Raw genomic sequence first — 4,080 nt, forward strand, 5'->3', positions numbered from 1 at the left:
ACCGGTCCCTCGGGGATGCAGCGCTGGAGCGCCCGGCCACCCAGCGTGGTCGGATCGGGCTGGTCGGTGCAGGCCACCATCAGCGCCACCGCCAGTTCCACATTATGACGCGCCCTGTGCGACGGCTTGACCAGCGCCGCCATGAGCATGCGCTTGCCGTATTTGAGCGAGAGCGCCATGTCATAAACCTGCTGGCCCGACAGCCCGCCATCCTGCAGGCGGCTGACCAGCCCCCCTTCCGCCATGAAATAGGACGAAATCAGCAGATAATCCTGCGCGGCGGGGGGCAGGCTGGCTATGGCCTGCCGGGTTGTCGTCGCCTCCCCATGACAGGCGGCCAGAAAGCCGGTGGTGGCCAGCACCAGAAGGCCGCGGGAAACATATCGTGTGAAATTGATCATCTGGTGGGCACCCTGAGCGTAGAGGCGGGTTCGGAACATCTCGCGGTCGATGTATCATGAACATCGGAACGGAGAAGGCAGGCGGCGGATTGCCGGGAAGCGCTGCCAAAACGGTATTTTACCGCAGGATAGTGGTCAGTCATCGCCCGCGGCACAAGGGCACGCATATACGGCAAAAAAATGGGCGCCCGCATGGCGGGCGCCCGTCCGGACGCTGGAGTGGTGAATAACGTCAGACTTTCGCCGCGCCACCCTCCGGCTTCTGCGCGGCTTCGGCCTTCAGCACATCGAGAATATCCTGAAGCAGGATCTCGCTGCGCGGCGGCGCGGGCGGCGTTGCGGGCTTTTCGGCATCCCTTTTCACCGTCAGGCGGTTGATGGCCTTCACGACCCAGAAAATCACGAAACCGATGATCACGAACTGGATCACCGCGTTGAGAAACAGCCCGATATTGATCGTGACCGCGCCCGCCTTCTGCGCATCGGCCAGGGTAGCGAGATGGGGGCCACGCAGGGTGATGAACAGGTTGGTAAAATCGATACCGCCAATCAGCAGCCCCAGCACCGGCGTGAACACATCCTTCACCAGGCTGTTCACGATTGCGGTGAACGCGGCGCCCACAATGACACCGACAGCCAGATCAACCACATTGCCGCGCATGAGAAACGCGCGGAATTCACCCAGCCACCCCGGCACATGAATATCCTTGACGTGCAGTTCAGGCACGTGATCCGGCAACTTCGCCATTCTTACCAATCCTTTGCTTCGAATAGATGACCATTCCGGTCTAGCATGTCACGACCGCATGACGACTGAATATCGCGCATGCTTCTTTCCATTCCCCTACCGTGATGCAATGCGGTAACACCCGGGCATGGAACGCGGGAAACCGGCTTTTTTTTCATCGGGTGTTGATCTTGCCGGTGCTTGTCGTCTATAGGCCAGCCAAACGAACGCCCCCGGTCGGCATCGGTGGGCCCAGCGCGAAAGTAAGTTGAAAATGAAATCCGGCATCCACCCCGACTACCACGAAATCAACATCGTCATGACCGACGGCACCGAGTACACCACACGCTCGTGCTACGGTAAGCCCGGCGATACGCTGCGTCTGGACATTGATCCGAAGTCCCATCCGGCGTGGACCGGCGTGCAGCGCATGATGGACACCGGGGGCCAGGTCGCGAAGTTCAACAAGAAGTTCGGCGCGCTGGGGCAGCGCAAGAAGCTGATCCGCCCCGCCTCCACCAGATACGGACTGCTACTGCGCGAATGCCCGGCCCCTTGAACGGGGGGCCGGGCATTCCCATGTCTGGACTGCACGGATGCCCCTGTGGGTTCGTGCATCACCCTGACATCACGGCCCGCTCGATCGAGGGGCCGTCGCACAGCAGACCTTGCTTCATGGAGGTTTTGAACATGGCTTATGATTTCGCGCCGCTGTTCCGCAGCGCAATCGGTTTTGACCGTCTGGCCCAGCTTGTCGATACGGCGGCCCAGAATCCGGTCAGCCCGTCCTATCCCCCCTATAACATCGAAAAACTGACCGACAGCCAGTACGCGCTGACCATGGCGGTCGCGGGTTTCGGCTCCGATGACATCGAACTGACCGTGCAGGACAATACGCTGATCGTGGCCGGTCGCGTGGGGGAGACCACGCAGGGCAGGGAAATGCTCTATCGCGGCATCGCCACACGCGCATTCGAACGCCGCTTCGTGCTGGCCGACCATGTGGTGGTAGAAAACGCGGACCTGACCAACGGGCTGCTGCGCATCGCCGTGCGGCAGATCGTGCCAGAGGCCCTGAAGCCCCGGCGTATTCCCGTCTCATCCGGTCAGGCCACGGTCACCAGCGCCGCGCGCGATGAAGTGGCCCCGGAAACCGGAGCCCCCCTGCCCGGCCAGATCGCCGCCGCCACCATGGCGGCGGGGGAAGCGCCCCGGCAGGCGGCCTGCGCAAACTGAACTGATTGTCCATATTTTACAGCAGGGGCGGGCCAGTGGTCCGCCCCTGATTTTTATTGCGGCGAAACATCCCGGACGGGTGGATTGAAGTCTTGACCTTTCCCACCCGCAACCGTCATATCACTTCCACGAGTGTTTTCTGTTTTTGGCGCGCCAGCAGGTACGCACGGTTCCCGCTTCGGCAGGGAAACCGTTTCAAACACCCTTTCAGGTGCCTGCGTGTGGCGCCACACGCTGTAGGACCTGAGTGATAATGACCGCCCTGCCCCTGATGCCCAAGGCAACCGCCGTGTGGCTTATTGAAAAAACGGCGCTGACCTTTACCCAGATCGCCGAGTTCTGTGGAATGCACCCCCTGGAGGTCCAGGCCATCGCCGATGGGGAAGTGGCGCAGGGAATCGTGGGGTACGACCCGATTGCCAACCACCAGCTCACGCAGGCCGAGATCGACCGCTGTGAAAAGGATCCTGAGTCGCGCCTCAAGATCCTGCCGCCGGCCAACCCGATCAACCGCCGCTCGAAGGGCGCGCGCTATACCCCGGTGGCCAAGCGTAACGACCGCCCCGATGCGATCGCCTTCATCCTGCGCAACTTCCCGCAACTGTCCGAACAGCAGACCAGCAAGCTGCTGGGCACGACGAAGGACACCATCGAGAAGGTCCGCAGCAAGCAGCACTGGAACAGCCCCAACATCAAGCCGCGCGACCCTGTCACGCTGGGCCTGTGCAGCCAGACCGACCTGAACGCATGGTGGCCGCCGCCAACGAGCGTCTTGCCCGTGAAGGCCAGGCTGTCCCGCCGCCGCTGGAACTGGATGACGACGGCGAGAACGGCATCTGATTCACCTGGCCCGCCCGGCATGAAGGCCGGGCGGCGCGCAGGGCGGTCAGCCCAGTCTGGCGAGACGCTCGATCTCTTCCTTCAGGCGGAGTTTTTCCAGCTTGAGCCTGCGGATGGTGACTTCATCCGGCATGGGACGGCGGTCTTCATCAAAGATACGGGCGTCAAGCCGCGCATGGCGATTTTTGAGGCTGTTGATACGCGCTTCATAAGACATGGAACCCTCCAGCGTCTTTGTTACGACCCAGTCAGGCTAGACCAGACCGGCGGGCGAATTCCATGCTAAAATTGCAGGCCATGGCGTTCGCGCCCGGCATTTCGTCTTTTGCGGCGGATATGCTTAGGATAGCCCACGCCCACCTAACAGACGAGCCGCCATGCTGACAGATCGGGATACCCTCCTTCGCAAGCTGCACGAACTGCGCAGCGAACATCGTGACCTTGATACGGTCATCAATCGCATGGCGTTGCAGATAACGGACCAGTTGCAACTGCAACGGCTGAAAAAGCGCAAGCTTCTGCTGAAGGATGAGATCGCATGGCTGGAAAGCCGACTGATCCCGGACAGCATCGCCTGAATACCTGACGAGAGTAGTTACCGTGAGCCACCCCCCGTTCCGCCCACCGGCGCGCAGGCCCCGCGCGTCGGGATGATCATGGGCAGCCAGTCCGACTGGGAAACCATGCGTCACGCCGCCAGCGTGCTTGAAACGCTGGCTATCGCGCATGAAATCCGCATTGTCTCGGCGCATCGCACCCCGGACCGTCTGGCGGAGTATGCAAAGACCGCGCAGGGCCGCGGGCTGTCCGTCATTATCGCGGGTGCTGGCGGGGCCGCGCACCTGCCGGGCATGTGCGCGGCATGGACCGCGCTGC

7 protein-coding genes and 1 pseudogene are annotated in these 4,080 nt (G+C 62.0%); 5 read left to right on the forward strand and 3 right to left on the reverse strand.

Annotated elements, in window-relative coordinates; all coding sequences use genetic code 11:
• Both JCM25156_RS10250 and mscL read right to left on the reverse strand, forming a co-directional pair.
• A partial coding sequence (locus tag JCM25156_RS10250) for a hypothetical protein (protein WP_025813015.1) occupies positions 1-401 on the reverse strand: 401 nt, incomplete at its 3' end.
• 232 nt (positions 402-633) lie between these two features.
• The gene (mscL, locus tag JCM25156_RS10255) at positions 634-1,149 is read right to left on the reverse strand and encodes a large-conductance mechanosensitive channel protein MscL (RefSeq protein ID WP_025813016.1); all 516 of its coding nucleotides are present in this window, start codon (positions 1,147-1,149) and stop codon (positions 634-636) included.
• A 253-nt stretch (positions 1,150-1,402) separates the two neighbouring features.
• Here mscL and rpmE point away from each other — a divergent pair, with 253 nt between their 5' ends.
• The 3 genes and pseudogenes from rpmE to JCM25156_RS23375 all read left to right on the forward strand — a co-directional run bounded on the left by rpmE (position 1,403) and on the right by JCM25156_RS23375 (position 3,204).
• Positions 1,403-1,687, forward strand: a complete 285-nt coding sequence (gene rpmE, locus JCM25156_RS23370) for a 50S ribosomal protein L31 (RefSeq protein WP_025813017.1) — start codon at positions 1,403-1,405, stop codon at positions 1,685-1,687.
• Between the two features lie 131 nt (positions 1,688-1,818).
• A complete protein-coding gene (locus tag JCM25156_RS10265; protein ID WP_025813018.1) occupies positions 1,819-2,364 on the forward strand; it encodes an Hsp20 family protein in 546 nt (181 codons plus the stop codon).
• 253 nt (positions 2,365-2,617) lie between these two features.
• Positions 2,618-3,204, forward strand: a pseudogene (locus tag JCM25156_RS23375) (DUF1013 domain-containing protein).
• A gap of 46 nt (positions 3,205-3,250) precedes the next feature.
• On the opposite strand, the gene JCM25156_RS27970 reads toward JCM25156_RS23375, so the two are convergent.
• On the reverse strand, positions 3,251-3,421 hold the full coding sequence (locus JCM25156_RS27970; protein WP_084296497.1) for a YdcH family protein: 171 nt from the start codon (positions 3,419-3,421) through the stop codon (positions 3,251-3,253).
• A gap of 160 nt (positions 3,422-3,581) precedes the next feature.
• Between JCM25156_RS27970 and JCM25156_RS10280 the strand changes: the two genes are divergently transcribed.
• Positions 3,582-3,782, forward strand: a complete 201-nt coding sequence (locus tag JCM25156_RS10280) for a DUF465 domain-containing protein (RefSeq protein ID WP_025813019.1) — start codon at positions 3,582-3,584, stop codon at positions 3,780-3,782.
• Between the two features lie 78 nt (positions 3,783-3,860).
• The coding region (locus tag JCM25156_RS10285; RefSeq protein WP_242402591.1) for an AIR carboxylase family protein at positions 3,861-4,080 on the forward strand (220 nt) is incomplete at its 3' end.

This window comes from Komagataeibacter kakiaceti JCM 25156, assembly GCF_000613305.1.